At 71.2% G+C, this 25,277-nt stretch carries 31 protein-coding genes; 7 read left to right on the top strand and 24 right to left on the bottom strand.

The features are described from left to right. The first annotated feature begins 13 nt into the window (after positions 1-13). The gene (locus tag FKR81_RS45825; protein ID WP_328593150.1) at positions 14-121 is read left to right on the top strand and encodes a hypothetical protein; all 108 of its coding nucleotides are present in this window, start codon (positions 14-16) and stop codon (positions 119-121) included. Positions 122-153: 32 nt separating this feature from the next. Further along, on the top strand, positions 154-276 hold the full coding sequence (locus tag FKR81_RS45655; protein WP_268891573.1) for a hypothetical protein: 123 nt from the start codon (positions 154-156) through the stop codon (positions 274-276). A gap of 110 nt (positions 277-386) precedes the next feature. Here FKR81_RS45655 and FKR81_RS20100 read toward each other — a convergent pair whose 3' ends face one another. The 12 genes from FKR81_RS20100 to FKR81_RS20045 all read right to left on the bottom strand — a co-directional run bounded on the left by FKR81_RS20100 (position 387) and on the right by FKR81_RS20045 (position 6,472). After that, positions 387-1,097, bottom strand: a complete 711-nt coding sequence (locus FKR81_RS20100) for a GvpL/GvpF family gas vesicle protein (protein ID WP_146353640.1) — start codon at positions 1,095-1,097, stop codon at positions 387-389. Next, positions 1,094-1,411 carry a gas vesicle protein GvpJ gene (gene gvpJ, locus FKR81_RS20095; RefSeq protein WP_235921651.1) on the bottom strand — a complete coding sequence of 106 codons (318 nt, stop codon included), beginning with the start codon at positions 1,409-1,411 and terminating at the stop codon, positions 1,094-1,096. Before gvpJ (FKR81_RS20095) ends, FKR81_RS20100 begins: the two co-directional genes overlap by 4 nt. Then, entirely contained in the window at positions 1,408-1,677 is a 270-nt protein-coding gene (locus tag FKR81_RS20090) for a gas vesicle protein K (RefSeq protein WP_146353639.1), read from the bottom strand. Before FKR81_RS20090 ends, gvpJ (FKR81_RS20095) begins: the two co-directional genes overlap by 4 nt. Continuing rightward, complete coding sequence (gene gvpJ / locus FKR81_RS20085) at positions 1,674-1,832, bottom strand: gas vesicle protein GvpJ (protein WP_146353638.1); 159 nt, start codon at positions 1,830-1,832, stop codon at positions 1,674-1,676. The genes FKR81_RS20090 and gvpJ (FKR81_RS20085) overlap by 4 nt, the downstream gene beginning before the upstream one ends. Further along, complete coding sequence (locus FKR81_RS20080; protein ID WP_146353637.1) at positions 1,825-2,511, bottom strand: GvpL/GvpF family gas vesicle protein; 687 nt, start codon at positions 2,509-2,511, stop codon at positions 1,825-1,827. The genes gvpJ (FKR81_RS20085) and FKR81_RS20080 overlap by 8 nt, the downstream gene beginning before the upstream one ends. Continuing rightward, positions 2,508-2,723, bottom strand: coding sequence for a hypothetical protein (locus tag FKR81_RS20075; RefSeq protein WP_235921664.1), 216 nt, complete (start codon positions 2,721-2,723; stop codon positions 2,508-2,510). The genes FKR81_RS20080 and FKR81_RS20075 overlap by 4 nt, the downstream gene beginning before the upstream one ends. A gap of 110 nt (positions 2,724-2,833) precedes the next feature. Beyond that, positions 2,834-3,136, bottom strand: coding sequence for a gas vesicle protein GvpO (locus FKR81_RS20070; protein WP_146353635.1), 303 nt, complete (start codon positions 3,134-3,136; stop codon positions 2,834-2,836). Positions 3,137-3,403: 267 nt separating this feature from the next. Beyond that, positions 3,404-3,580, bottom strand: coding sequence for a CsbD family protein (locus FKR81_RS20065; RefSeq protein ID WP_146353634.1), 177 nt, complete (start codon positions 3,578-3,580; stop codon positions 3,404-3,406). A 244-nt stretch (positions 3,581-3,824) separates the two neighbouring features. Further along, the gene (locus FKR81_RS20060; RefSeq protein ID WP_146353633.1) at positions 3,825-4,451 is read right to left on the bottom strand and encodes a dihydrofolate reductase family protein; all 627 of its coding nucleotides are present in this window, start codon (positions 4,449-4,451) and stop codon (positions 3,825-3,827) included. Further along, the gene (locus tag FKR81_RS20055; RefSeq protein WP_146353632.1) at positions 4,448-4,918 is read right to left on the bottom strand and encodes an SRPBCC domain-containing protein; all 471 of its coding nucleotides are present in this window, start codon (positions 4,916-4,918) and stop codon (positions 4,448-4,450) included. Before FKR81_RS20055 ends, FKR81_RS20060 begins: the two co-directional genes overlap by 4 nt. Continuing rightward, the gene (locus FKR81_RS20050; RefSeq protein WP_146353631.1) at positions 4,915-5,250 is read right to left on the bottom strand and encodes an ArsR/SmtB family transcription factor; all 336 of its coding nucleotides are present in this window, start codon (positions 5,248-5,250) and stop codon (positions 4,915-4,917) included. Before FKR81_RS20050 ends, FKR81_RS20055 begins: the two co-directional genes overlap by 4 nt. 46 nt (positions 5,251-5,296) lie before the next feature. Beyond that, complete coding sequence (locus FKR81_RS20045) at positions 5,297-6,472, bottom strand: cytochrome P450 (protein WP_146353630.1); 1,176 nt, start codon at positions 6,470-6,472, stop codon at positions 5,297-5,299. 162 nt (positions 6,473-6,634) lie between these two features. Here FKR81_RS20045 and FKR81_RS20040 point away from each other — a divergent pair, with 162 nt between their 5' ends. Genes FKR81_RS20040 through FKR81_RS20030 form a run of 3 tightly spaced genes read left to right on the top strand, consistent with a single transcriptional unit; the run spans position 6,635 to position 11,483 of the window. Continuing rightward, complete coding sequence (locus FKR81_RS20040; RefSeq protein ID WP_186763065.1) at positions 6,635-9,664, top strand: squalene/phytoene synthase family protein; 3,030 nt, start codon at positions 6,635-6,637, stop codon at positions 9,662-9,664. After that, positions 9,661-10,998 (top strand): cytochrome P450, encoded by a 1,338-nt coding sequence (locus FKR81_RS20035; protein ID WP_235921650.1) that lies wholly within the window; start codon positions 9,661-9,663, stop codon positions 10,996-10,998. Before FKR81_RS20040 ends, FKR81_RS20035 begins: the two co-directional genes overlap by 4 nt. A 41-nt stretch (positions 10,999-11,039) precedes the next feature. Beyond that, positions 11,040-11,483, top strand: a complete 444-nt coding sequence (locus FKR81_RS20030; protein ID WP_146353628.1) for an acyl-CoA thioesterase — start codon at positions 11,040-11,042, stop codon at positions 11,481-11,483. On the opposite strand, the gene FKR81_RS20025 is transcribed toward FKR81_RS20030, so the two are convergent. Continuing rightward, positions 11,480-12,259 carry a class I SAM-dependent methyltransferase gene (locus tag FKR81_RS20025; protein ID WP_146353627.1) on the bottom strand — a complete coding sequence of 260 codons (780 nt, stop codon included), beginning with the start codon at positions 12,257-12,259 and terminating at the stop codon, positions 11,480-11,482. The two genes, FKR81_RS20030 and FKR81_RS20025, sit on opposite strands and share 4 nt — an antisense overlap. An 11-nt stretch (positions 12,260-12,270) precedes the next feature. Further along, a complete protein-coding gene (locus FKR81_RS20020; RefSeq protein ID WP_235921663.1) occupies positions 12,271-14,946 on the bottom strand; it encodes an ATP-binding protein in 2,676 nt (891 codons plus the stop codon). Positions 14,947-15,052: 106 nt separating this feature from the next. Here FKR81_RS20020 and FKR81_RS20015 point away from each other — a divergent pair, with 106 nt between their 5' ends. Then, on the top strand, positions 15,053-16,126 hold the full coding sequence (locus FKR81_RS20015; RefSeq protein WP_146353625.1) for a class I SAM-dependent methyltransferase: 1,074 nt from the start codon (positions 15,053-15,055) through the stop codon (positions 16,124-16,126). Then, entirely contained in the window at positions 16,123-18,258 is a 2,136-nt protein-coding gene (locus FKR81_RS20010; RefSeq protein ID WP_235921649.1) for an alpha/beta fold hydrolase, read from the top strand. The genes FKR81_RS20015 and FKR81_RS20010 overlap by 4 nt, the downstream gene beginning before the upstream one ends. A 328-nt stretch (positions 18,259-18,586) precedes the next feature. Here the strand turns inward: FKR81_RS20010 and FKR81_RS20005 are convergent, their stop codons facing one another. The 10 genes from FKR81_RS20005 to FKR81_RS19960 are packed head-to-tail and all read right to left on the bottom strand — an operon-like array spanning position 18,587 to position 25,264. Further along, a complete protein-coding gene (locus FKR81_RS20005) occupies positions 18,587-19,045 on the bottom strand; it encodes a nuclear transport factor 2 family protein (RefSeq protein WP_146353624.1) in 459 nt (152 codons plus the stop codon). A 22-nt stretch (positions 19,046-19,067) separates the two neighbouring features. After that, complete coding sequence (locus tag FKR81_RS20000) at positions 19,068-19,832, bottom strand: IclR family transcriptional regulator (RefSeq protein WP_146353623.1); 765 nt, start codon at positions 19,830-19,832, stop codon at positions 19,068-19,070. 2 nt (positions 19,833-19,834) lie between these two features. Then, complete coding sequence (gene pcaC / locus FKR81_RS19995; protein WP_146353622.1) at positions 19,835-20,191, bottom strand: 4-carboxymuconolactone decarboxylase; 357 nt, start codon at positions 20,189-20,191, stop codon at positions 19,835-19,837. Further along, complete coding sequence (gene pcaD, locus FKR81_RS19990) at positions 20,181-20,927, bottom strand: 3-oxoadipate enol-lactonase (RefSeq protein WP_146353621.1); 747 nt, start codon at positions 20,925-20,927, stop codon at positions 20,181-20,183. The genes pcaC and pcaD overlap by 11 nt, the downstream gene beginning before the upstream one ends. Then, positions 20,924-21,286 (bottom strand): hypothetical protein, encoded by a 363-nt coding sequence (locus FKR81_RS19985; RefSeq protein WP_146353620.1) that lies wholly within the window; start codon positions 21,284-21,286, stop codon positions 20,924-20,926. Before FKR81_RS19985 ends, pcaD begins: the two co-directional genes overlap by 4 nt. Next, a complete protein-coding gene (locus tag FKR81_RS19980; protein WP_146353619.1) occupies positions 21,283-22,530 on the bottom strand; it encodes a class-II fumarase/aspartase family protein in 1,248 nt (415 codons plus the stop codon). Before FKR81_RS19980 ends, FKR81_RS19985 begins: the two co-directional genes overlap by 4 nt. Continuing rightward, positions 22,523-23,065, bottom strand: coding sequence for a protocatechuate 3,4-dioxygenase subunit alpha (gene pcaG, locus FKR81_RS19975; RefSeq protein ID WP_146353618.1), 543 nt, complete (start codon positions 23,063-23,065; stop codon positions 22,523-22,525). Before pcaG ends, FKR81_RS19980 begins: the two co-directional genes overlap by 8 nt. Then, positions 23,058-23,795: a protocatechuate 3,4-dioxygenase subunit beta gene (gene pcaH, locus FKR81_RS19970; protein WP_146353617.1), complete on the bottom strand. Its 738-nt coding sequence runs from the start codon at positions 23,793-23,795 to the stop codon at positions 23,058-23,060. The genes pcaG and pcaH overlap by 8 nt, the downstream gene beginning before the upstream one ends. Continuing rightward, a complete protein-coding gene (locus FKR81_RS19965) occupies positions 23,788-24,459 on the bottom strand; it encodes a CoA-transferase subunit beta (RefSeq protein WP_146353757.1) in 672 nt (223 codons plus the stop codon). Before FKR81_RS19965 ends, pcaH begins: the two co-directional genes overlap by 8 nt. Before the next feature lie 4 nt (positions 24,460-24,463). Then, the gene (locus tag FKR81_RS19960) at positions 24,464-25,264 is read right to left on the bottom strand and encodes a CoA transferase subunit A (protein WP_146353616.1); all 801 of its coding nucleotides are present in this window, start codon (positions 25,262-25,264) and stop codon (positions 24,464-24,466) included. Between the last annotated feature and the right edge of the window lie 13 nt (positions 25,265-25,277).

The following is a 25,277-nucleotide window of genomic DNA, read 5'->3' as shown; positions in this document are numbered from 1 at the left end:
ACGGAGAACGACCATGCCCGAGAACACCGAGCCGGCTGACCTGCTGGAGATCGACGAGGAGGAGCTGGACGAGATCGCCGGTGGTGACGGCGGTCAGAGCTCGTACCCCCCGTACCTGTGAGTCCCGAAATCAACCACGAATGGAGAAGGACCATGCCCGAGAACCCCGTCAATCCCGAGGTCGTCGACATCGCCGAGGCCGACCTGGAGGAGGTGGCCGGCGGCGCCGCGAAGATCGGCAGGCAGGACGACGTCCACATCCTGCCGTACGAGTGAGGTCCTGATCCGGTGAGTCGATCAGCCGGCCTGCCCGGTGCACGGCCGGGCAGGCCGGCTGATCGCGTCCGAAGTGCGCCGGGGTCGTGGCAACCTGGATCGACCCGGACCTACCAGCCCCAACGAGACGTGGGCTGGAGCTCGAACCGGGTGCGTTCCGGTGGCGCGCCGAGGAAGTTGAACGCGGGCAACGGGCCGGTGCAGGTCGCCGTGACCCCGTCGATCGCGGCGACCGCGGCGCGCACGGCCTCGACTTCGCCGAGTGACACCAGCAGTGCGCGGTGTTCCTCGGTGTGCTCGGCCGCGTCGAGCAGTGCGACCTCGCGGGCCATCGCCGACGCGGGAGCGAGCAGGCCGTCGGCCTGGCCGCGGCGCCAGGCCACGATCTTCCGCGCGATCACCTCGCCCTGCCGGATGGTGCCGGTCAGGTCCGTACCACCACCCCTCGAGAACTCGCGTTCGTCGTACACCGCGCGCAATGCGGCGTCTTCGTCGAACGCGACGCGCACGTGCATCTCGGCCAGGCCGTCGAGCCGGTTCAGGTGGCCCCGCAGCACCGGCACGCTCAGCGCGAGCACCGCGGCGCGGGCGGCGTCGGTGTCCACCGCGGTGGTGCCGAAACGCAGCGGCAGCACCGGGCCGTTCGGCACCAGCGCGCACAACCAGGCCAGGTGTGCGGTGGCTTCCTCCTCGGTCAGCGCGCGGTCCGCCCGCCGGTCGCTGACCACCACGGCGAGGTCCTCCAGCTCGGCCAGCCGCAGTGGTGAGCCGTCCGGCAGCCGGTGGCGGGCCCGCACGACGCCGTGCAGGTGCAGGCTCACGGCTGCAGTCGCGGGGGTTGGGTGACCACGGCCGGGATCGCCGCGCCCAGCAGGCCCTGGGTGCCGCCGATGCCCTGCGCGGCGGGTACTGCCGCCAGCACGCCCCGGCGGGCCGCGTCGAGCCGTTGCATCGCCTCCAAGTAACGGATGTAGGTGTCGACGCTGGCGATCACGATCTTGATCTCGATGGCCAGGATCTCGATGCCGATCAGCGAGACGCGCACCGACGCGTCGATCACGAGTCCCTTGTCCAGCAGGATGTTCAACACGTCGGCGAGGCCGCCGCCTGAGTTCGGGATGGCGGGAGCGGTCACGATGATGTCCTCTCTTGGTCCAGCAGTCGTGCGACGTCCACGGGCAGCCGGACACCGGAGGAATCCGGCTTTCCCAGTGCTTCCCGCAGTGCGGCGAACTGGCGTTGCAGCGAGATCAGTGCCAGGCCGAGGTTCTCCACCTGCTCGGTGGTCAACGTGCCGGCGTCCACCCGGCGCAACGCTTGGCGCTCCAGCAGTTCGCACACGATCTCCAGCACTGCGACGACGATCCGGCCGAGTCCCCGGCCCACTTCCTCGTTGCTCACCGGGAGCTGCCGATGCCGATGAGCAACAGCCGCAGGTCGAGCCGGATCAGCTCGACGCCCGCAAGCGCGATGACCACGTCGCCGCGCACGACCGCACCCCGGTGCACCACCCGGTCGAGCAGGTCGACCAGGCTCGCGGCGCTGTGCTCAGGCATCGGCGAACTCCACGTTCGTGAACGAGTACGGCGGCCACGGCCCGGTGATCTCCACCGGCTGGCCCAGTTCGCCTGCCAGCCGGCCGATCTCGGCGTGGAAGTCGTCCTCGTTCTCCGTGTCGACCAGGTACGCCGCTTCGAGGAGCAGGTCGCTCGCGTGGTCGCGGCACGTGCTGTCGGCGGCACGTCTGGTCAGCGCCTGATGCACCGCCTCGGCGCTGCGCCGGGCGTCCTCGGCCGCGGTCAGCCGTTGACGGCGCAGCGCCAGGTAGCCGGTCCCGGACACGCTGTCCAGGTCAACGGGTTCGGGCTCGGCGGCGGCGCGCACCCGGACGCCCCACTCGCGCCGTCCCTCCACCCGGTCCAGCCAGGCCAGTGCCTCCTCGTGGCGAGCGCGGAGCAGGCGCAGCGCGGCGTCGGCGCCGTCGAGGACGGTGCCGAACCGCAGTGGCAGCACCGGTTCGTGCTGGAACACCGCGCGCACCACGGCGTCGTGCTCGCGGACCAGCACGGCGAGCGGGCCGTCCTCGGCGGGCTCGTCGGCCTCGATCCCGGTGAACCGGTCGAGGTCGACCTCGGCCACGACGAGCGCCAGCCCCTGATAGCTGATCAGCCAGGGCCCGGCGAGGTCGGCCAGGCGGTCCCTGGTGATCGCGTAGGCGTACAAGCCGCAGCTCATGGTCGCTTCTCCTCCAACGTCCGCTCCAGCGCGGCGACGCGGTCGCGCAGTTCGGTGTTCTGCTGTTCCAACTCGTTCACCTCGGTCGCCCGGTTCACCGCTTTCGGTGTGAAGAACGGGTCGTTCGTCCACCAGTCCATCCCCATTTCGCGGGCGGTCTGGGCGGATGCGATGAACAAACGCACCCGCAATGTGAGCAGTTCGATGTCCACGACGCTGACGGTGATGTCGCCGACTATCACCACGCCTTTGTCGAGAACGCGTTCCAGTGTGTCGGCGAGCGAACTGGGTCTGTTGTCCACCTCTTACAACCGTCCTGTCATCACATGTCGGTCGTCCCACGTGTGTAGCGCCTGAGTCGTTCGCATGCGAACAATTCCCCGGTCGCGTCGACGTCGACGCGATAGGTGGCCATGATGCTGGTGGTGGCCGGTACGCGTTCCAGTTCCAGCACGTCGACCAGCACCGACCAGCCACCTTCCGGCAGCGCGCGCACTCCCGTGACAGCTTCGGGCGCCCTGCCGGTCAGGGAACCGAACTGCTCCGTCGCAGTTCGAATGGCGATTACCGCCGTCAACTTGACAGGTTTTCCAGATGACGACGAATCGTTCGAGTCGACGCTCATTTTCGTGACTTTAGTTATGCGGGGCGCGACGTTACTGGAATGATCACCAGATAAGACGCGACATGGTCATCGCGCTCCGTTGGAAAAGTTGGCCGTTAGACCGGCCGCGTCGCCCGTTGAGGGCTGAAGGGCGTCTCTCGGGCCACCATTGGGCGGCAATCGAAAATGTTAGCCAGCCATCTCATTTGGACGCGGAAACGAACTCGTGCCGACACGCGCGCGGGCGCGCACCACTTGGGTGCACGCCCGCACGCGGAGACGGCTGAGTCAGTCCTTCTTGAAAGCGTCCTTGACCTTCTCGACCGACTCCTTGAGGTGGCCCTTGGCCTGGTCGGTCCTGCCCTCGGCCTCCAGGCCCTTGTCGTCGGTTGCCTCGCCGACGCCTTCCTTGACCTTGCCCTTGAGCTCGTCGGCCTTGGCGTCGAACTTGTCGTCGGTGCCCATGTGGTCCTTCCTCGACCTGAGTCGCGGGCTTGATGCCCACCTCTCGGGTGCCCACACGGGGAAACCTCAACCCTCGCGCCGGCTCGGGCGATCCGCGTAGCACGCCGGACCGCCTTCGACTGAATCCGGCTTCGGTCTGACACGTTGTCGGTCGAAAACAGTCTGCAATTCGACACCACGGTGCCGCGGCAGCTCGTGCACCGGGCGTCGTCGCGGCACACCGGCACCTCTGACGGGTCCGCGGCTACCGCAGGTCGGTGACGCCTTCGTAGTCGCCGGTGCGGGCGGCCCCCGCGGTCTCGTACTCGAGCAGCAGCAGCCCCTGTTTCGCGGCCTCGTGCCGGACGAGCCGCAGACCGGTCGCTGAAACGGGGTGCGTGAGCAGGCGCCGCCCCGACCCGATCACGACGGGCGCGACTACGAGGCGGAGGGTGTCGACGAGGCCCGTGGACAGCAGTGCGGCGCCGAGCCGGGCGCTGCCGTGGATCTGGAGCTCCCGGCCCGGACGTTCCTTGAGCGCACCGACGGTCTGCACCGGATCGCCGTGCAGCACGGTGGCCGGCTGCCAGCTCGCGGTCGTGAGCGTGTTCGACACGACGTACTTCGGCAGGGCGTTCATCCGCTCGGTGAACGGGTCGTCGGGGTCGGTGATCCGCGGCCAGTCGCGCGCGAACGCCTCGTAGGTCCGGCGTCCGAGCAGCAGGCCGTCGGCGAGGTCGAGCCACTCGGACGCGCGCTGGACGAACAGTTCGTCGATGTGCGGGACGAGCCAGCCGCCGCTGGTGAAACCGTCGCTCGTGTCCTCGGTGCTCGAGCCGGGGCCCTGGCTCACGCCGTCGAGGGTGACGAACTGCGTCAGCGTGATCTTCATCGGGCGGCTTCCACGAACCGGATGAGCTGGTCGGCGACGGTGCCCCAGCCGTCGGCGAAGCCCAGCGCGGCGTGGCGGTCCCTGGCGGCCGGATCGCCGTGGCGCACGACGATCCGGTAGTCGGTGCCGTCCGGGTGGTCGTGCAGGGTGATCTCGGCCGTCATCGAGATCGGGTCGGGGGTCGCGGGCCGCCATCCGCTGTCCACGGCGTTGGTGAACACGATGCGCTCGAACTCGTCCACCACGAGGAAGCACATGTCGGAGTGCGGGGCGAACGTGACGCCGTCTTCGCTCATCCTGGTGATGAACGCGCCACCGGGGCGGACTTCCAGGCGGTCGACCCGGCACACGGCCGGGGCGGGGATCCACCACTGCGCCAGGCCGGCCGGATCGGTCCACGCGTTCCACACGACCTTGCGGGGCGCGCGAATGACGCGGTCGATGCCGAGGTCGAGATCGGGGTTCATGTCGGGTCCTCCGTGGATGCGATGACGAATCGCTCGAGTCGGTCGGTGCGCTCTTCCCAGAGACGTCGCTGCTGCGCCAGCCAGTTCTCGACGACCGCGAACCGCTCCCGGTTGAGCTCGCAGGTGCGCACCCGGCCGGACTTCGCGGTGTGGATCAGGCCGGTCGACTCGAGCATCCGCACGTGCTTCATGAACGAGGGGAGCGTCATGGTGGCCTCGCCCGCCAGTTCGCCGACGCTCGCCGGCCCGCGTCCGAGCCGGTGGATCACCGCCCGCCTGGTCGGGTCCGCGAGAGCGAGGAAGACCCCGTCGAGCTCCAGATACTGTGCCACGAGGCTAAGTATCCGACGACGCGATACTTAGCGCAAGGGCTAAGTGTTACCAGGCAACCTGCAGCTCGTGGACGCCGATGTTGATGCTGCGCCGGAACCTGATCTCCTCGGGCGGCACGGCAAGGCGCAGATCGGGCAGTCTGCGCAGCACCGCGGGCAGTGCGATCTGCAGTTCCGCGCGGGCGAGTGACTGGCCGATGCACTGGTGGACGCCGTGTCCGAACGCGAGGTGGCCGCGGGCGTTGCGGTCGACGTCGAGCGTGCCGGGCTGGTCGGCGAACGCAGGGTCGTGGTTGGCCGCGGGCAGGCACAGGATGAGGCCCTCGCCCGCCCGGACGAGCTGTCCGCCGATGGTGATGTCTTCGGTGGCCGCTCGGACGACGCTGTTCTCGGTGATGGACAGGTAGCGGAGCAGCTCCTCGACGGCTGCGCGTGCGTCGTCCGCGGCGCGGAGGCGGGCTGCCTGGACGGGGTGCTGCAGCAGGGCCAGCACGCTCAGCGCGAGCATGTTGGAGGTGGACTCGTGCCCGGCGATCAGCACGAGCAGGCAGTTCATCGCCGCTTCGTCCGCGGTGAGCTCACCCCGGCTCACGTGCGCGGCCTGCTGGCTCGCGATGTCGTCGGCGGGGTCGGTTCCCTTGCCAGCCAACAACTCGTGCAGGTATCCGACGAGCGCGTGGACGGCCGACTTCTTGTCCACGTCCGGGTACTCGCTGCTGAACAGGGTGGCGGTCTTCTCCTGGAAGAAGTCGTGGTCGCGGTAGGGCACCCCGAGCAGGATCGAGATCACCAGTGACGGGACGGGCAGCGCGAACTCGCGCACGAAGTCCGCTGGGGCGCCCTTGCCGATCATCTCGTCGAGGAACCGGTGCACCACCTCCTCGATGCGGGGCCGCACGAGGTTCGCCTGCCTGACCGTGAAGTGGCCGGTGAGCGTGCGGCGCAATCGGGCGTGCTCGGGATCGTCCATCCTCGCCATCGACCTGAAGCCCAGGTTGTTGCCCGGCAGGTTCGGGTTCCGCGAGTCGGCGCTGCACCGCGGGTCCGCCAGCGCCGCGCGGACGTCCGCGTGCCTCGTCACGACCCACGCCTCGCGGCCGTCGGCCAGCGTCGCGCGTTGCAGGCCTTCCCGCTCCCGCCACGCGGCGTAGTCCGCGGGCTGCTCGTACGGGCAGCGGCCGGACCGGCTGCCCGGATAGGACGGCGGTCTCGTCGTGGTCATGTGGGTTCCTGTCGTCGGGCGTGGTGATTCTCGGGTGCCTGCGACATGGCCTTTCGACCACATACCGGAAATGAGACGGGCCTTAAGTGGCACGAACGTCGCCGCCAGCGCCCGGCCGGTGAGGATGAATCGGGGGGGACACACACGACGAGGGGCACTCTGTTGGCCGTCCTACATCCCGATCCCGCGGCGTTCTGCCGGGAGATGCTGCCGCTGACGTCGCGGACGTTCGCGCTCACCGTCCCGCTGCTGCCGTCCCCGTTGGACGAGATCGTGACCACGGCCTACCTGCTGTGCCGGGTGGTCGACACCGTCGAGGACGAGTCCGGGAGCCCGGTGTCCGACCGGGTGCAGCTGCTCACCGAGCTAGCGGCGCTGGCGGCGCTGCCGCCGGACTGGCGGGAGCGGTCCGCCGCCGCCGCGGAGCGCGCCCGTGGCCTGCTCGGCTCCGGCACGCCCGCAGACGAGGTGCGGCTCGTCGCCGGGCTGCCCGTGGTGCTGGAGAACTTCACCCGCCTGCCACGCGCGGCGCGCGGGCTCGTCCAGGAGTGCTTGCAGGACATGGCGATCGGCATGGCGGACACGCTGTCGCGCCGTCAGTCCGCACTGGAGGACGTGGACGAGGTCCTCGCCTACTGCGACGTCGTCGCGAGCACCGTCGGACGGATGCTCACCGGGTTGTTCGCGTGGCGCTCCGGTGGTGCGGCGGCGGTGCTGCCCGCGTTGACGGCGCGTGCGGACTCGTTCGGCCGGGTGCTGCAGCTGACCAACATCATCAAGGACGTCCGGGCCGACCTGGACGCGAACCGGTGCTGGCTGCCCCGCACCGTGCTCGCCGACTGCGGTGTCGACAGCCCGGAGCGACTGCGGGACCCCGAGAACGCCACGCGCGCCCGTGCCGTGCTGCGCCGCATGATCGCGATCGCCCACCGGGAGCTCGTCGACGCCGTCGCGTACGTCGACGCGTTGCCGTCGGCCGACGCCGCGGACGCCGCCATCCGGCGGTTCTGCACCGCGCCGTTGCTGATGGCCGTGCTGACCCTGCGCAAGATCTGGCGCGGCGACGAGGTCTTCGGCGTCCGGCCCGTGAAGATCAGCAGGCGCACGGTCGCCGCCGCGATGCTGACGACCCGTGTGACCGCGGCGCGTCCGACCGCGCTCACCACGATGTTGACCGCACTGCGCCGGTCGTTGCCCGGCCCGCTGCCGCACGACGCGCCCGCACCGCCGCCTGCACGCACGCGCCGGTCGCTCGGCGAGGGCATCGAGGCGGCGGCGGCCCGGCTCGTGGCCGCCCAGTCCCCGACCGGTTCGTGGCACGAGGACTACGGCAGCATGCCGATGTTCCTGGCCCAGTACGTCATCACGTGCCACGTGGTCGGCGCGATGCCCGACGAGCACACGCGTGCGCGGATGGTGCACCACTTCCGCGTCCGGCAGAACCCCGACGGCGGGTGGGGCATCGACATCGAGTCCGACAGCATGGTCCTGGCCTCCACGCTGGGGTACACGGCGCTGCGCCTGCTCGGCGTGCCCGCCGACGACCCGTGCGCGCGTGGTGCCCGCGCGTTCATCCTGCGGCACGGCGGCGCGCTCGCCGCACCGCACTGGGCGAAGCTCATGCTCGCCGTGCTCGGTGTGTTCGACTGGAAGGGGCTGTACCCGTTCCCGCCCGAGGGGTGGCTCCTGCCGCGCGGGCTGCCGGTCCACCTCGGTCGCCTGTGGTGCTACCCGCGGGTCGTGTTCACGTCGATGAGCTGGTTGTACGCCCGGCGCGCGGTGGTGCGGAGCGACGACCCGGTGCTGCGCGAGCTCCGCGACGAGCTCTACGCCGTGCCGTACGACCGCATCGACTGGCGCAAGTCTCGGGGGACGATCGCCGCCACGGACTCGTTGCGGCCGCGGTCGTGGCTGCTCAAGGCCGCGTTCGCCGCACTCTCGATCTACGAGGCGCGGCCGTCGCCGAAGCTGCGCGAGCGGGCGATGGCGACCGCGCTCGACCACGTCGACCACGAGAACCGCACCTCCAACTACGTCGGGCACGGTCCGATCCCGAAGTTCCTCGACACCCTCGTGTGGCACTTCGCCGATCCCGGTGGCGACGCGGTGCTGGCGCACGCGAAACGGCTCCCCGACTACCTGTGGGACTCGGCCGACGGCACGAGGGTGCAGAGCTTCAACTCCTCCGAGACCTGGGACACCTCGTTCGCCGTCCAGGCGCTGGTGGCCTCGGGCAGTCCCGGCGCGCGGGAGGCGCTGCGGTCCGCTTCCGGTTTCCTGGAACGAAACCAGCGCCTCACCGACGTGCCCGACGCCGAACGTCACTTCCGGCAGCCCGGCCGCGGCGGCTGGACGCTCTCCACCGCCGAACAGGCGTGGTCGATCACCGACGGCACCGCGGAGGCGCTCAAGGCGGTGCTCGCGCTGGACGAGCTGGGCCTCGCGGACGACGTGACGCCGGAGCGCAGGCTCGCGGCCGTCGAGTTCCTGCTGGCCACCCAGAACGCCGACGGCGGCTGGCCCGCGTACGAGCCCAACGCGACACCGGCGTGGCTCGAGAAGCTCAACTTCTCGGACGTCTTCGACAACCTCATGGTCGACTACTCGACCGTCGAGCCGACGGCCTCCTGCGTCACGGCACTGCGGCGTCATCTCGCGCGGCATCCCGACGGCCCGCGCGCCGCGATCGAGCGCGCGGTCTCGCGCGGCGAACAGTTCATCGTGGACAGTCAGCGCGCCGAGGGCTCCTGGGAGGGGTTCTGGGGCGTCTGCTTCACCTACGGCACCTGGTTCGGTGTCAAGGGCCTCAAGGGTTCCCGCCATCCGGGGGCCCGCGGCGCGGTGGACCGGGCCTGTGAGTTCCTGCTCGCGCACCAGCGTCCCGACGGCGGCTGGGGCGAGACGATCGAGGGCAACCGCAACCAGCGCTACGTCCACGCCGCGACCAGCCAGGCGGTCATGACCTCGTGGGCGTTGCTCGCACTCACCGACGCGGGCCGCGCCACGTCCCCGTCCGCGCGCAGGGCGACGGACTTCCTGCTGCGGGCGCAGCTGCCCGACGGAGGCTGGCAGGACGACCACCTGTCCGGCGCGATGATGCGCTGCGCCGCCATGAACTACGACGGCTACCAGCGGGCTTTCCCGCTGTGGGCGTTGTCTGCTGTTGCCGACTCTGAGGGGGCGTCCTCGTGAGCCGACTGCCGAAGATGGTGTCCGGGGCGAAGCCGGTGATCGGTCACCTCACCGAGTTCCACCGCTCGCCCGAGGAGTTGTTCCGGCGCGGCCGCGCGGAGCACGGCGACATGTTCACGTTCGCCCTGCCCGGCGGACACAAGGCGGTGGCGCTGCTCGGCCCCGAGCGCAGCCGGCTGTTCTTCGCGGAGACGGACCGCGCGCTGTCGGTGCGGCCCGCGTACCCGTTCATCGCCCGGATGTTCGCGCCCGACTTCTTCTTCGTGGCGCCGTTCGACGAGTACCGGCGGCAGCGCCAGATCATCCTGCCGAGGTTCCAGGGCCGTCAGCTCGACGGCTACGTGACCGCGATGGACGCCGAGGCCGTCGCGTTGATCGAGCAGCTCGGTGACGCGGGCGAGTTCACCGTGACCGACCACTTCGCCCCGCTCGCCGCGCGGATCGCCGCCCGCTGCTTCCTCGGTCGCGACCTCGCGGCGGCGATCGACCAGGACTTCTTCGCCGAGTTCCGCAGGTTCTCCGGCGGCATCGCGTCGTTCCCACGCGGCGACTGGCCGCTGCCGAAGTTCATCCGCGGCAAGCGGGCGCGGAACCGGCTGCGCGTCATCCTCGGCGACCTGATCGCCGAGCGGCGGAAGGCTCCGCTCGACCCGCCCGACTTCCTCCAGACGATCGCCGAAGCGCACTACCCCGACGGCTCGCCGGTGCCGGACCTCGTGCTGATCAACCTCATCCTGCTGCTGATCGTCGGCGGGCACGAGACGACCGCGGGGCACATGTCGTGGGCGCTGCTCGACCTGCTCGGCAACCCTCGTGAGCTGGCTTCGGCGACGTCGGAGAGCGCGGAGGTGCTGGCGGGAAACGGGTTCTGCGACTTCGCGAGCGTCAAACCGCTGCGCCACCTCGACCTCTGCCTGCTGGAGACCGAACGACTGCACCCGGTCGCGAACCTCCTGGTGCGGGAAGCCTTGGCACCGCTGGAAGTCGACGGCACGACGATCCCCGCGGGCACCGTCATGTTCGTGTCACCGGCCGTGTCCCACCGGCTCGCGGACCTGTGGCCCGAACCGGACGCGTTCCGGCCGGAGCGCTTCGCGGGTGAGGAGGGCAAGCTGGCCCGGCAGATGCTGATCGGTTTCGGCGGCGGGACGCATCGCTGCATCGGCCTGCACTTCGCGCACCTGGAGATGAAGATCGTCCTGGCGCGGCTGCTGACGCACTTCGACATGGAGCTCGTGGACGGCCCGCCGCAACCCGTCCGAGGGTTCCGGGCGAAGTGGCCCGCCTCGCCGTGCCGCGTCCGCTACCGGGCACGCGTCACCAGTCCGGTGTGACCCTCCGCGGTCTCGAGTGGAACTTCGGGTTGAATGAGCTCATGACGGCGCAGAGCGACGGTGTGGTGCCCAGCTACTCGTTCACCCCTCGTTTCTACGAGATCGACGGCCAGGGCGTCATGTTCAACATGTGGTACCTGGGCTACCTCGACGAGGCCATCGACGCCTTCTTCATCGAGCGCGGCCTGCCGTACAAGGAATGGCGCGGCCTCGGGTTCGACGTGCACGTCGTGCACGTGGACCTCGACTTCAGCGCGGGCGTCAGGAACCACGACCGGGCTGTCGTCCTGATCAGCACGTCCCGGCTCGGTGGGAAGAGCTTCACCCTCGACTTCGCGTTCCGCCGGGACGGGGAGATCGCCTGTGCGGGCGGCATCGTCTACGCCACGGTCGCCGCCGACGGATCCGGCACCATCGCGCTGCCCGACCGCCTGGTCGAAGCCCTCGGTGAGGTCAACCCGCTCCGCGCTGCCCGACCGTCCTAGACCGACCCGCGCACGGCCCACGCCCTCGCGGTGAGCCTGATCGACCCGTCCGGCGCGATGGGCAACCGGGCGCGCAGCAGGTCCGCGAGCGCGCCGCGGTGGTCGTCGGGCAGCGACATCGCGTAGCCGGGTGCCGGTCCCTGGCCGCCGAGGAACGGCGCCCAGTAGTCGTCGAAGCCGGTGAACACCGTCGGCACCTCGATGCTGCGCACGGTGACGTCGTCCACAGTGGACCACAGCTCCGCGAGCTTCTCCGGGTGGCACAACGGGAAGCGGACGCCTTCGTCCAGCGCCGCCGCCTCGGGGTCGAGCTCGGCCGCGGCGTCCCAGAAGTAGCGCATCAGCGCCATGCCCTCCGCGTAGTCCCAGACGTAGGCGGCGGCGATCCCGCCCGGCCTGGTGACCCTGGCGAACTCGGCGACCGCGCGGGCGGGGTCGGGCACGAAGTTGAGCGTCAGCCCGCTGATCACGGCGTCGAAGTGCGCGTCCGGCAGCGGCAGTTCCTGGGCGTCGCCGGTGAGGAACGTCGAGCCGGGGTTGGTGGCGCGGGCGGTGTCGAGGAACCCGTCCGACGGGTCCACGCCGGTGGTGTGCGCGGGGGCCGCGAGTGCGGTGACCGCGGCGGTCAGCGCACCCGTGCCGCAGCCGACGTCGAGCCAGTCCCGGCCCGCGGGCACGTCCAGCCAGCGCACGAACACCTCGGCGACGGCCCGGCTCCACCGGCCGACGTACCTCTCGTACGCGTCGCCCGCGGCCCACACGTCATGCGTGTCCATGGCGTTCCTCCTCACGGCAGTCGGGTGGCCAGTTCGGCGCGTGATCTGATGCCGAGCTTCGTGTACACCTTGCGCAGGTGGTACTCGATCGTCTTCGGGCTCAGGAAGAGCGCGGCGGCGACCTCGCGGGTGGTCTTGCCCTCCGCGAGCAGGAGCGACACCTGCAGCTCCTGCGGGGTGAGTGCCTGCACGTCGCTCGGGGCGCGCCGCTGGATCGCCTCGCCGGTCGCCGCCAGCTCGATCGCGGTGAGATCGGCCCACCCGACCGCACCCAGGTTCTCGAACGTCTCGAGTGCGGCGTGCAGCTGCGGCCGGGCGTCGACCCGCCGCCGGGCTCGCCGCAGCCGGGCACCGTACGCCAGGCGGGTGCGCGCGGTCTCGAAGTCGTCGAGTGTTCTTTCGTGGAACCGGAGTGATGCCTCGAAGTGCGGGTCGAAGTCCTCGCTGAGCACGCCGAGCGTGCGCTCGGCGCGGCCCATCGCCCACGGCTGGCCTTTCGCCGCCGCCGCGGAGCTGTAGCGGCGCGTGACTTCCCACGCCTCGTCGCGTCTGCCGAGTCTCGCCAGCGCGTCGGTGATCTCGGGCGCGGGCGACAGGTCCGGGTCGGTCAGCTCGAGCTCGTCGAGCACGGCGGCGAGTTCTTCGAGGTGTGCCAGTGCTTTGTGCGGGTCGCCGAGCCCCAGTTCGAGCTCTCCCAACGCGAACAGCGACCAGACCCGGCAGATGTGGATGTCGCGAGCGCGGCAGATCGGCAGCGCCTCCGCGACGAGCGCGCGGCACTGCGCCTCGTTGCCGAGGCGCGCCTGCAGCCACGCCAGCCCGGCGAGGCACAGCGCCAGGTCGGTGTTCTGGCCGGTCTCCCTGGCCAGCTGGATGGCCTCGTCGTAGGTCGCCTCGGCACGGACCCACTGGTTCGTGGTGGCCTCGTCCCGTGCGACGTGGAACAGCAGGGTCGGCAGGGTCCCCACCGCCGCCTCCGCGCGGGCTTCTCCGACGATGCGCCGAAGCTCCGCCCCGGAGTCCGCGTCGCGCAGGAACAACGGTCCGACCATCAGCCACGGCAACCTGCGCCGGTCGTCGCGCAGCAGGCCGGAGACGGCGAGCAGCTCGGTCCCCGCCCGGATCTGGTCGGCGCCGCCGCGGTTGGCGAGCACCCGCGCCGTGCCCGCGGCCAGCTGGCCGAGTCCCCGTGCCCTCGGCGTGGTCACCTGCTCCAGCAGCTGTTCTATCTCGTGGGCCAGTTCGACACCGGTCGTGACGTCACCGAGGTAGAAGCAGGCGTTCACCGCGTCGGCGAGGAGCACCACGCCTTCGTCGGCGCTCGCGGACTGCCGGGCGGCTGTCCGGCACAGGTCGCGCGACTCGGTCAGCGACCCGGTGCGCGCCGCGATCGCGCCGCGCAGTTCGAGCGCCCGCAGCCGGGCCTTCGGTTCGGCCAGGTCGCCCGCCTCGTCGAGCAACGCGGTGGCGCGCGGAGCGGCACCGGCGAACCACGCCGACTCCGCGGCCGCCACGCACAGCAGGGCGTGCCGTTCGACGTCCGGGCTCAGTCGCGCGGCCCGTTCGAAAGCGGCCGCGGCGATGTCGTGCGCACTGCGTTCGTGTGCCCGCATCGCCGCTCGGACGAGGAGCTCGGCGGCGCGGGCGTCGGGTCCCAGTGCCGCCTCCGCCAGGTGCCAGGCGTGCCGGTCCGCCTCGTGCGGCCCGACCGCTTCGGCCACGGCCCGGTGGATCGACCGGCGGTGCTCCGGCGCCGCGTCGCCGTACACGGCCGCGCGGATCAGCGGATGGCGGAACTCGACGTGCCCGTCGGCGATCCGGACCAGCTCGGCGCCCTCCGCCTCGGCCAGCGCGTCGACGCCGACACCGAGCAGTTCGCACGCCCTGGCGACCACCCGCAGGTCGGTGCCCGCCACCGAGGCGACGGTGAGCGCCGCGCGTCCGGCCGCACCGAGCGACCGAGCGCGGGCGGCGAACTCGTTCGCCAGTGCGGCCGACACCGGCAGCGGTGCCTCGGGGGAGAGGTTCAGGTGGTCCGCGCCCGCCAGTTCGATCAGCGCGAGCGGGTTCCCCGCGGTCGCCCGGTGCAGCCGCGCGACCAGCTCGGCCGACATGGGGGCGGACGCACGGCGTGAGACCAGCTCTCCCGCTGCGGCCAGGTCGATGCCGGACAACGGCAGCGCGGGCAGCTGGAGGTCCGCGGAACGCGAGGTGGCGAGCAGGACGATCGGGTCGGCGACCAGCCTCCTGGCCGCGAACGCCAGCGCGTCCGCGGACGGCCGGTCGAACAGGTGCAGGTCGTCGAGCAGGATCGCGACCGGCTGGTCCTCGGCGAACCGGCACAGCAGGCTCAGCGTGGCGGCGCCGACGGCGAACCGGTCGCCCGCCGCTCCGGGACGCAGCGCGAGCGCGGCCGACAACGCCTGCGCCTGCGGCGCCGGTATCTCGTCGATTCGGTCCAGCGCGGGCCGCAGCACCTGGTGCAACGCGCCGAACGGCAGCTCCCGCTCGGGCTCGCTCCCGGCCGCGCGCAGCACCTTCATGCCCGTGGCGCACTCGGCCGCGTCGTGCAGCAGCGCGGTCTTGCCGACTCCGGGCTCCCCGGTGATGACCAGGACGCCACCGTGCCCGATCCGCGCACTCGCGACGAGCCGCTCGATCTGTCGACGCTCGGACTCGCGCCCCATCAGCACGAAGGGGAGTCTAGGTGTGCCTCGCGGACTAGGTGGGGCACCTGATGCGGCCGTCCCGCTGGCGCTCATAGGTTCCGACCCTCACAGGAGGGAAGAGCAGATGACGACAACCAGCCCCGAGGTCGACACCGACAAGCTCATGGAGTTCGTGTTCCGGGCCGTCGGCGAGGTCGGTGCCACGCTGAACGCCGCGCTCGTCGTCATGGGCGACAAGCTCGGCTACTACCGCGTCATGGCGTCCGGTGAGCCGATCAGCGCGGCCGAGCTGGCCGACCGCAGCGGCACCGCCGAGCCCTACGTCCGGGAGTGGCTCAACGCCCAGGCCGCCGGTGGTTACGTGACCTACGACCCCGCCACCGCGCGGTACACCCTGCCGATCGAGCACGCGGTGGCGCTGACGGTCGAGGACAGCCCCGCGTTCCTGCCGGGGATGTTCCAGATCGCGCTGGGCACGGTGCACGACGCCGGACGCGTCCTGGAGGCCGCCCGCAGCGGTTCCGGTGTCGGCTGGCACGAGCACGGCTCCGACGTGCACCTCGGCTGTGAGCGCTTCTTCCGGCCGAACTACGAGGCGAACCTGATCGAGAGCTGGCTGCCCGCGCTGGACGGCGTCGCCGCCAAGCTGCGTGCCGGCGCCTCGATCGCCGACGTGGGCTGCGGTCACGGCGCGTCGACGATCCTGATGGCGCAGGCGTTCCCGAACTCGACGTTCATCGGCTCCGACTACCACGCGGAGTCGATCGAGATCGCACGCGAACGGGCGGCGGCCGCCGGCGTCGGTGACCGGGTGACGTTCGAGGTGTCGCCAGCCGGAGGGTTCAGCGGCACCGGCTACGACCTGGTGACCATGTTCGACTGCCTGCACGACATGGGCGACCCGGTCGGGGCGGCGCGCCACGTGCGGGACGCGGTGGCGCCCGACGGCACGTGGATGATCGTCGAGCCGATGGCGGGCGACCACGTCGAGGACAACCTCAACCCGGTCGGCCGCGCCTACTACGGCTTCTCCACGCTGCTGTGCACGCCCGCCTCGCTGTCACAGGACGTCGGCCTCGCACTCGGCACCCAGGCCGGGCCCGCGCGCATCCGCGACGTGGCGCTCGCCGGCGGGTTCACCCGGTTCGCCGGGGTGGCCCAGACGCCGTTCAACCAGGTGCTGGAAGTCCGGCCGTGAGAACCGAGCCGCGCCCGGTGCGCGAGGCCGACCGGACCGGGTTCGCCGAGCGCGCCGGGGTGCGGCTCGCGTTCGCGGTCTACGAGAACCCTGGCAGGCCGACGGTTCTGCTCATGCCGACCTGGTCGATCGTGCCGTCGAGGTTCTGGAAGGTGCAGGTGCCTTACCTCGCCAGGCATTTCCGGGTGGTCACGTTCGACGGCAGGGGGTCCGGCGAGTCGAGCCGTCCGACCGGCGCGGCGTCCTATGTGGACTCCGAGTACGCCGCAGACGCGATCGCGGTCATGGACGCCACCTCGACCGACCGCGCCGTGCTGGTGTCGTTGTCCTGCGGGGTGACCTGGTCGGTGCACCTGGCTGCGGATCATCCCGGCCGGGTCGACGGGCTGGTGGCCATCGGTCCCGCCTGCGGGTTCCAGCTCAGCCAGCCCGACCGGGAGCAGTACCGCTGGGACGAGCGGCACGAGACGACCGAGGGCTGGGCGAAGTACAACCGGCACCACTGGCTGGAGGGCGGGTACGACGACTTCGTCGAGTGGTTCTTCGCCAAGATGTTCTCCGAACCGCACTCCACCAAGCAGATCGAGGACGCCGTGCGGTGGGCGCACGAGATCGAGCCCGCGACGCTGGCCGACACGACGGCGGGCCGGCTCGGCTGCGACGGCGCGGTGTGCGTGTCGGTGGAGGAGCTCTGCCCGCGGGTGCGGTGCCCGGTGCTGGTGATCCACGGCACCGACGACCGGATCCGCAGGCACGCGATCGGTGAACGCCTCGCCGAGCTGACCGGCGGTTCGCTGGTGCTGCTCGACGGCGCCGGGCACGGGGTGCCCGCGCGGGATCCGGTGCTGGTCAACCTGCTGATCAAGGACTTCGTCGACCGGGTGCACCCCGTCGTCCGGCACACGCGGCCGGCCAGGGCGCTCAGCAGGCCGCCGCGGGCGCTGTACCTGAGCTCGCCGATCGGTCTCGGCCACGCCCGGCGCGACCTCGCCATCGCCTCCGAACTGCGCAAGCTGCGGCCGGGCCTGGAGATCGACTGGCTCGCGCAGCACCCGGTCACCGAGGTGCTCGGTCCGGCGGGGGAGCGGATCCACCCGGCGTCCGCGTGGCTGGCCAACGAGTCGTCCCACGTGGAAGACGACGCGGGGGAGCACGACCTGCACGTGTTCGAGACGTTCCGCCGGCTGGACGCGGTGCTGGTGAACAACTTCATGGTGTTCAACGAGGTTCTCGACGTCGAGCAGTACGACCTGGTGATCGGCGACGAGGCGTGGGACGTCGACTACTTCCTGCACGAGAATCCCCGGCTGAAGCGGTCCGCGTTCGCCTGGTTGACCGACTTCGTCGGCTGGCTCCCGATGCCCGACGGCGGCGCCCGCGAGCAACGCCTGACCGCCGACTACAACCTCGAGATGATCGAGCAGCGGGCCCGCCTGCGGCGCGTGCGCGACCGGTCGGTGTTCGTCGGCAACCCGGACGACGTGGTCTCCCTGCCGTTCGGTGAGGGCCTGCCCGCGATTCGCGAGTGGACGGAGCAGAACTTCGACTTCTCCGGCTACGTAACGGGTTTCGAACCGCCGGACGAGAGCGAGCGCGAGACGTTGCGCAGGAAGATCGGCGTCCGGCCGGACGAGCGGCTGTGCGTGGTCACCGTCGGCGGCTCCGGTGTGGGGGAGTCGTTGCTCCGCCGGATGCTCGACGCGGTGCCCGCCGCGCGCAGGCTGGTGCCGGGTCTGAGGTTCCTCGTCGTCACCGGGCCGCGCATCGATCCCGCTTCCCTGCCCCGGCACCCCGAGGTGTCCGTGCACGGATACCTACCGGACCTGCACCGCCACCTCGCCGCGTGCGACCTGGCCGTGGTGCAGGGCGGCCTGACCACGTGCATGGAGCTGACCGCGAACCGGCGCCCGTTCATCTTCGTGCCCCTGCGCCACCACTTCGAGCAGAACTTCCACGTCCGGCACCGGCTCGCGCGCTACGGAGCCGGCCGGTGCATGACCTACGACGAGGTCGTCGAACCGGAGGCACTCGCCGCCGCGATGGCGGAGGAGATCCACCGCGAGGTCGGCTACCGGCCCGTCGAGACCGATGGTGCCTCGCGTGCCGCCGCCTTGCTCGCCGATCTGCTCTGACCGCAGCACACGTTCGTGAATTCGGCCCACCCAGAGTGTCTTGGTCACTGAAGCGAGCGACGTTCAGGCGCGCGCACGGGTGAAATCGCCGCTCCTGGGCGAGTCGCGGGTCCGCGAAACCTAGCCTCTACCTGACATGTCCAACGCTGCAGGGGGAAACCGCGGTGGTTGAACCGGAGTACTCGACCGGGGCTCACGAAAGCCCGGCACCTGAGCCCGCGCCGGAGTTGGTGATGAGCACGCCCATTCACGATCAGGTCGCGGCCCGGCTGGACGTTCGCCGCCGGTCGGACGCCCCGGCCGCGGGCGGGGGAGTGCCAGGCTGACGTCAGGCGGGTGGCAGCCCGACGGGAACGGCGAGCTGGTCGAACTGCCAGAGCGGGGCGTGGATCCGCTTGCTGATCTTCCAGCCGTCGGCGGTCCGGACGAACTCGTCGCGGTAGTGGATGCCGCGCACCAGCACCTTCGACGGCTCGGTGGCGGTCGCGGGCAGCACGACGTTGGCCACGGCGAGGGTGCTGGCGGTCGCGGTGAGGCCGCTCGCGACGTTCGCGACGAAGTTCCCCTTGGCGTGCACCGAGGCGGCGAACCCGAACGCGCCGCGCACGGTCGCCGCGCAGGCGTCGATGCCGACGTGCGTGACGCCGCCGGTGCCGTCCGGGTCGGCGAACATCGTGAACACCGCGTCGTCGGCCCAGATCGTGCGGTAGAGCGCCTCGTCCTTCGTGTCGACGCCCTGGAAGTAGATGTTGACCAGGCGTTCGATCGCCTGTTCGGCATCGGGCACAGCGGACCCTTTCGCTGGTTGTTCACCTGACCTTGGAGCTGGACAGGTCCTCTTCGATCAGCTTCGTGGTGGCGCGCAACTGCGGCAGCAGGTCCTCGAGCACGCTCGTCGCGTTGCCGCGGTTCGCGTGCGCGGACGTGTTGACCGCCGCGATGACCTGACCGGAGGCGTCGTGGACGGGTACGGCGATCGAGCGCAGGCCCTCCTCGAGCTCCTGGTCGACGAGTGCCCATCCCTGTTCCCGCACGGCTTTCAGCGTGTCGCGCAGCACGGCCGGGTCGATGATGGTGTTGCGGGTCAACGGCTTGAGCCGCGCATCGCGCAGGTACGCGTCGAGCTGGTCACCGGGCTGGGCGGCCAGCAGGACGCGTCCCATGGCGGTGGCGTAGGCGGGGAACCGGGTGCCGACGTCGATGGACACGGTCATGATCCGCTTCGTGGGGACGCGGGCGACGTAGACGACCTCGTCGCCGTCGAGCACCGACATCGAGCACGACTCGCGCACGGCGGCGACGAGCTTCTCCATGTGCGGCTGGGCGACCTCGGGCAGCGTCAGCGACGACAGGTAGGCGTACCCGAGCTCCAGGATGCGCGGCCGCAGGGAGAACAGCTTGCCGTCGGTGCGCACGTAGCCGAGCTCGACCAGGGTCAGCAGGAAGCGGCGTGCGGCGGCACGGGTGAGGCCGGTGATGCGAGCGACGTCGCTGAGCGTCAACGACGGGTGCTCGGCGTCGAAGGCCTTGATCACCGCCAGGCCGCGGTCGAGGGACTGGACGAACTCGGACATGATCACTCCACCTGGTCGAGCACTTTCCTGGCGACGCCGAACGCGCGGTTGGCCGCGGGTACGCCTGCGTAGATCGCGACCTGCAGCAGCACCTCCTTGATCTCCTCGTGGGTCAGCCCGTTGTGCAGTGCCGCCTGGACGTGCATCGCCAGCTCGTCGTCGTGGTGCAGTGCCGCGAGCATCGCGAGCGTGATGCAGCTGCGCGTGCGCCGGTCGAGGCCGGGACGCGTCCAGATCTCGCCCCACGCGTACCGGGTGATGAGGTCCTGGAAGTCCGCGGTGAACTCGTCGACGCGCACTCCGTCGACGTGCGCGCTGCCCAGCACCTCGCGCCGGACCCGCATGCCGTCAGCGGACATCGGCACCTCCGAGGTGACGGGCGAGGACCCTCCGCACGGCCTCGTGCGCCTCGACGCCTGCCAGGTGGGCCGCGCCGTCCACGACGTGCAGCTCCGCGTCCGGCACTGCCTCGGCGATCGCGCGGCCGCACTCCGGCGGCGTCGCCTCGTCCTGCGCCGCCGCGACCACCGTGGTCGGGGCTTTGATCAGGTGCAGGTCCGGGCGCAGGTCCATGTCGCGGATCGCCTCGCAGCACGCGGCGTAGGCGTGCCGGTCGACGCGCGTCAGCTGCTCGCGGAACTCCTGCTTGCGCGTCTGGTCGAAGTGCGGCGTGAACCAGCGGTCGACGACCTTGTCCGCGATGGACTCGAGCCCGTGGTTCTTGACGGCGTCGATCCTGTTGTCCCACAACGACTTGTCCGGGAAGTGGGCGGTCGTGCACACCAGCGTGAGCCGGGAGATCCGGTCGGTGTGCGCGGCCAGCCACATGCCGATCATTCCGCCGAGTGACACGCCCGCGTACGCCACGCGCTCGAGATCCAGGTGGTCGAGCAGGTCCAGCACGTCTTGCGCCAGGTCGGCGATCGCGTACGGACCTGGCGGCGCGGGGGAGTTGCCGTGGCCGCGGTGGTCGTAGCGCAGCAGGCGGAACGGCAGGTCGAGTCCGTTCCACAGGGTCGTGGTGGTGCCCAGCGAGTTGCCCAGCACCAGTACGGGGGCGTCGGCTGGGCCGGAGAGCTCGTGGTGCCCGATCACGTCGCTTCCTCCCCGCCGCGGCCCGCGAGCACGCGGTCGACGAACGCGCCCGCGCTGCCCAGCGCGGTGCCGAGTGCGGGCGTGTCGGCGGGGCGGGGCAACTCGTGGTGTCTGATCACGTCGCTTCCTTCCGGCCGCGGTCGGGCGGGCGCGCTGTTGGCGGACGCGCCGGCGGTGCCCGGCGAGTTGGCGAGTGCGGGCGTGTCGGCGGGGCGGGGCAGCTCGTGGTGTCTGATCACGTCGCCTCCTTCCGGCCGCGGTCGGGCGGGCGCGCTGTTGGTGAACGCGCCGGCGGTGTCCGGCGGGTTGCCGAGCGTGTGAGCAACGGCTGGGCGGGAGAGCTCGTGGTGCCCGATCACGTCGCTTCCTCCCCGCCGCGGCCCGCGAGCACGCGGTCGACGAACGCGCCCGCGCTGCCCAGCGCGTCACCGGGGTCGAGCACGCGGTCGATCTCCTGCACGTCGAGCGACACGCCGGGGTCCGCGAGCAGGACGTCGCGCAACGGCTTGCCGGTCCGCGCGGCCTCGGCCACGGCGGCCTGCGCGGTGGCCCGTCCGAGCACGGTGGCGAGGTGCTCGGACATCACCAAGCCCTCGGTCAGCCCGAGGTTGTGGCGCATCCGCTCACCGTCGACGCGCAGCCCGGCCAGCAGCTCACGGGCGTGCAGCGCCGCGCCGCCGACCAGGCGCAGCAGCTCGGTCACGGTCTCCCACTCGGCGTGCCACGCGCCGCCCGCCCGCTCGTGCTCCTGGGGCATCTGGGCGAGCAGGGTCTGCACGAGTCCGGGTGTCCGGCGGGTGCACGCGCTGACCAGCACCGACCGGGTCGGGTTCTGCTTGTGCGGCATCGCGGACGAGCCGCCGCCCGTGCCTTCGGCGACCTCGCCCACCTCGGTCTGCGACAGCAGCAGCACGTCACCCGCGATCTTGCCGAGCACCCCGGCGACCGTGCCCAGCGCGCAGGCGAGGTCCGCCACCCGCGTGCGGTCGGTGTGCCAGGGGAGCAGCGGCGCCGACAGGTCCAGCTCGGCGGCCAGCTCGCCGACGAGATCGCCGGTCACCGCGAGCGTTCCGGCCGCGCCGCCGAACTGCACGGCGAGCTCCACGTCGCACAGCCGCTCGGTCGCTCGGTCGAGCGCGACCAGCCAGCCTGCGCACTTCAGCCCGAACGTCGTCGGCACCGCCTGCTGGTAGAGCGTCCGGCCCGCCATCACGGTGTCGCGGTGCGCGGCGGCGAGCCGGGCGCACGACGACGCCACCGCGGCCAGGTCCGCGCGCAGCGGCGCCAGCGCCCGCCTGGCCACCAGCGACATCGCCGTGTCGAGCACGTCCTGCGAGGTCGCGCCGTGGTGGGCCCAGGGCTGCACGGAGCGCAGGAGGCTCACCAGCGGCACCACCGGGTTGCCGGACGCCAGCGCCGCCGAGCCCAGCGCCGCCGGATCCACCTCGACGGACGGGAACTCGCCCGGCGGGACGATCCCGGCCCGTGCGGACACGGCGAAGAGCGCGCGCTCGAAGTCGAGCATCGCCCGCACCCACGCCGCGGAGGAGAGCTCGCGGTCGACGGCCGGGTTGCCGAAGAGCGGTCCGAAGAGGTCAGACATCGAAGAACACGGTCTCGTCCTGGCCCTGCAGGCAGATGTCGAACCGGTAGCCGAACGGTGCGACCGACGCGATCAGCGTGTGCCGGAACTCGGAGTCCACGAGCGCGAGCACCGGGTCCGCCGAGTTGTCCGAGTCCGGGAAGTAGATCCGGGTGACCAACCGGCGCAGCATGCCCCGGCAGAACACGGACACGTCGACGTGCGGCGCCTGTCCGGGCAGCGCCCCCGGCTTCAGGGTGAGGAACTCGAACCGGCCGTTCACGTCGGTCGCGCACCGGCCGAACCCGCGGAAGCCCGACGAGACCGCGCCCCGCGGGTCGTCCGGGTGGTCGAAGCGCCCGTCGGGGTCGGCCTGCCAGGTCTCGATCAACGCGTCCGGCACCGGTTCGCCCGTGCCGTCGACCATCCGTCCGGCGATGTGGAACGCGCCGGGCGTGCCCGCGGGCACCACGAACGGCCCGTCCTCCCAGGGCAGCCCGATCGCGAAGAACGGGCCGACGGTCTGCGAAGACGTTGTGACCAGGGGCTCAGTCATCGTCCTCGTCCTCCTCGTTCTCCAACGGCGTCGGGTTCTTGCCGCGCAACACGATGTCCCACGAGTAGGCCAGCGCCCACTCGGGCACCGTCGCGTCGAGGTCGAACGAGGCGATCATCGACTCGCGCGCCTTGGGGTCGCGCACCGAGTTGAAGATCGGGTCCTGGCCGAACAGCGGGTCGCCGGGGAAGTACATCTGCGTGATCAGCCGCTGGGTGAAGGCCTGGCCGAACAACGAGAAGTGGATGTGCGCTGGCCGCCACGCGTTGTGGTGGTTGCGCCACGGGTAGGCGCCCGGCTGGATCGTGGTGAACGTGTACCGGCCCGCCGCATCGGTCATGCACCTGCCGACGCCGGAGAAGTTCGGGTCGAGAGGCGCCGGGTGCCGGTCGCCGTTGTGGTGGTAGCGGCCGGAGGCGTTGGCCTGCCAGATCTCCAGCAGCGTGTCCGGGATCGGGCGGCCGTCGCCGTCGAGCACCCGGCCGGTGACGACGATGCGCTGGCCCTGCGGCTCACCGACGTGCTGGACCGTCAGGTCGTTGTCGTGCTGCCCGACGCGTTCGGCGCCGAGCAGGGGACCGGTGATCTCGGTGAGCCGTTGCGGCATCAGCACCAGGGGCCGCTTCGGCGCGCGGCCGGGGTTCGAGACGTAGTCCGGCCAGTGCACCGGCGGCTGCGACTCCTCGTCGCGGCGGTAGGTGGGCAACCTCAAGGCAGGCTCCTCAGCGATGGGTCAGTGAACGAAGCACGTCGAGCTCGTGCGGGGAGGGCGGCGAGGTGACGCCCAGGTCGTCGGCCATCGCCAGATCCCACCCGGTGGCGGCACGGGCGTCGGCGGCGGAGACACCGGGGTGCAGCGAGGTCATCACCAGCTCGCCGGACGGCGAGGGTTCGAGCACGCCGAGATCGGTGATCACCATCCGCGGCGCGGCCGCGGAGGTCACGAAGTCCAGACCGTCCACGAAGGTCTTCAGCGACTGCCGCACGACCACGACGACGGACCGGCAGCCGGAGGCGATCTCCGGGGCACCGCCCGCGCCGGGCAGCCTGACCTCGGGGGAGGCGTACGGGCCGATCACCGTCGTGTTGATGTTGCCGCGCCGGTCCAGCTGCGCCGCGCTGAGGAAGCCGACGTCGACGCGGCCGGGCTGCAGCCAGTAGTTGAAGATCTCGGGGACGGACACCACGGCGTCGGCGGACGAGGCCAGCTCACCGTCCCCGATGGACAGCGGCAGCGACGTCGGCTTCGCCCCGATGCAGCCGGACTCGTAGATCAGCACCAGGCCGGGCGCGTGCGTGCGGCGGGCGAGGTTGGCCGCGGTGCTCGGGATCCCGATGCCCACGAAGCACACCGCGCGGTCGCGCAGCGCCCGTGCGGCGGCGACGGTCATCATCTCGTCAGCGCTGTAGTTCACGCAGCCACTCCCCGAACGTCGCACGGTCCCTGCTGATCGCGTCCCACTCCTGGTAGAAGGCGTTGTCCCGCACGGAGTAACCGTCCGCGTAGGAAGGATGCGCGCCACCCGGCGCCAGCGCCACGCAGTCGACCACCCACGAGGGCAGCACCACCGCACCCGGCACCGGCTCCAGCACGGGCACGATCTCCTCGACCGTCACCAGCGAGCGGGTGGCGGACAGCACCGCCTCCTTCTGCACCCCGGTGATGCCCCACAGCTGCACGTTGCCCTCCCGGTCCGCGCGCTGCGCGTGGACGACGGCGGCGTCCAGGCGCAGCGCGGGGACCGCGGTGAGCTCCTCACCGGTGAACGGGCACGTGATCGGCCTGATCGAGTCCGAGTGCGCGGGCAGGTCGGTGCCCACGGCCCCGCGCAGGACCGCGAACGGCAGACCCGACGCGGCCGCGACGTACCTGTTGGCCATCACCGCGTGGCTGTTCTCCTCGATCTCCAGCGGCGCGGGCCAGCCGTGCTGGACCGCGTCGCGGAAGCGGTGCAACGAGCCCACACCGGGGTTTCCGCCCCACGAGAACACCAGCCTGCGCGCGCAGCCCGCCCCGATCAGCTGGTCGTAGATGACGTCCGGCGTCATCCGCACCAGCGTCAGGTCACGCCTGCCCTGACGGATCACCTCGTGTCCCGCGGCGAACGGGATGAGGTGCGTGAAGCCCTCGAAGGCGACCGTGTCGCCGTCCTGGACGACCAGGGCGACGGCGTCGGGCAGCGAGGTGATGACGGTCATCAGACCTCCGTTC

Source organism: Lentzea tibetensis (assembly GCF_007845675.1).
GTDB classification, from domain to species: Bacteria; Actinomycetota; Actinomycetes; order Mycobacteriales; family Pseudonocardiaceae; genus Lentzea; species Lentzea tibetensis.
This window is presented reverse-complemented; position numbering and strand designations above follow the sequence as displayed.